2 protein-coding genes are annotated in these 1,545 nt (G+C 61.9%); both read right to left on the reverse strand.

The genetic code is table 11. The features are described from left to right. Positions 1 to 359, reverse strand: a 359-nt coding sequence (locus AB4Z11_RS31275) for an efflux RND transporter permease subunit (RefSeq protein WP_442030013.1), incomplete at its 3' end; no start/stop codon positions are given. A 6-nt stretch (positions 360 to 365) separates the two neighbouring features. After that, positions 366 to 1,545 (reverse strand): efflux RND transporter periplasmic adaptor subunit (locus AB4Z11_RS31280; RefSeq protein WP_442030015.1); only part of this gene is annotated, 1,180 nt, incomplete at its 5' end.

The following is a 1,545-nucleotide window of genomic DNA, read 5'->3' on the forward strand; positions in this document are numbered from 1 at the left end:
AGGCGTGGCAGCGCGCGCTGGACGCGGTTCTGCACCTGCGTCTCGGCTTGCTCCACGTTGGTGCCGATCTTGAAGGTCACGGTCAGCGCCAGGGCGCCGTCCGAGGTGTTTTGCGAGGACATGTACAGCATGTTCTCAACACCGTTGATCTGCTCTTCCAGCGGCGCAGCCACTGTTTCAGCAATAATCTTCGGGTTCGCGCCCGGGTACTGTGCGCGCACCACCACGGATGGCGGCACCACGTCCGGGTATTCCGAGATCGGGAGATTGAAGATGGCAATCAGCCCCGCCACGAAAATCAGGATCGATAAGACCGCCGCGAAAATCGGCTTATCGACAAAGAAGCGTGAAAAGTTCATTGGTTCTTATTCCTTAGAAGTGCCAGCTTTGCCGTCCGATGCGGCGACTTTGGCGTCTTTCTTTTGTTCTGGTTTCTTTTCCTGCGCAGGAGCCGCATCCGGATCGAAATCCATCGCCACGGTTTGTGCAGTCACCGGCGCACCAGGGCGCACGCGCTGCAGGCCATTGACGATAATCTTTTCGCCCGGCTTCAGGCCATCGCGCACCAGGCGCAAGCCGTCGATGACCGGACCCAGCTTCACAGGACGGTATTCAGCCTTGCTGTCGGCACTGACCACGAACACGAACTTGCGGTCCTGGTCGGTGTTCACGGCGCGCTCGTTGATCAGCAGCGAATCGGTTTTCGCTTCGCTGCCGCCCAGCGATACGCGGGCGAACAGGCCTGGCGCCAGGGCGCGGTCCTTGTTCTCCAGCGTGGCGCGCATGCGCACGGAGCCGGTACGGGTGTCGAGCTGGTTGTCGACGAATTCCAGCTTGCCTTCATGCGGGAAGCCTTCTTCGTTGGCCAGGCCGATCTTCACGGTGGCTGGCTTGCCGCGCTGGGCAAGGGCGCCGACGCGCAGATAGGTGGCTTCATCACCGTCGAAGCTGGCGTAGATGCGGTCCAGCGATACAACGGAAGTCAGCACGGCGTTCTGGTCCACCAGGTTACCCAGGGTAATCTCGGCTTTCGACACGCGGCCATCGATAGGCGACACCACATTGGTGTAGGTCAGATTCAGCTTGGCCGCTTCGGAAGCAGCAGCAGCGGCGCGGGCCGATGCGTCCAGTTCCTTCTGCGCGGATGCACGTTCGTCGAACTCGCGCTGGGCGATGGCTTTATCGGCCAGCAGTTTTTCAGCGCGGGCCAGTTCAACGCGGGCCAGATCAGCCTTGGCGCGTGCCGAGTTGGCAGCGGCTTCGGCGCGGTCGGCTTCCGCTTTGAACGGACGTGGATCGATCACGAACAGCACATCGCCTTTCTTCACTTCGCTGCCCGGCTTGAAGTTCACGGCGGTGATAAAACCGGAGACGCGTGGACGGATCTCGACACGGTCGATGGCTTCCAGGCGGCCGGAAAATTCCTGGGTCTCGATGACAGGCTTCTGCACCACCACGGCGGCGGAGATCGGAGGACCGCCGGCTGCCGGGGCTTCAGCAGGCTTGCTGTTCGCCGAGTCGCAGCCAGCGAGGATGGCCGCAGCC

Source organism: Pseudoduganella sp. RAF53_2 (genome assembly GCF_052113985.1).
In the GTDB taxonomy this organism is placed as follows: Bacteria; Pseudomonadota; Gammaproteobacteria; order Burkholderiales; family Burkholderiaceae_D; genus Rugamonas.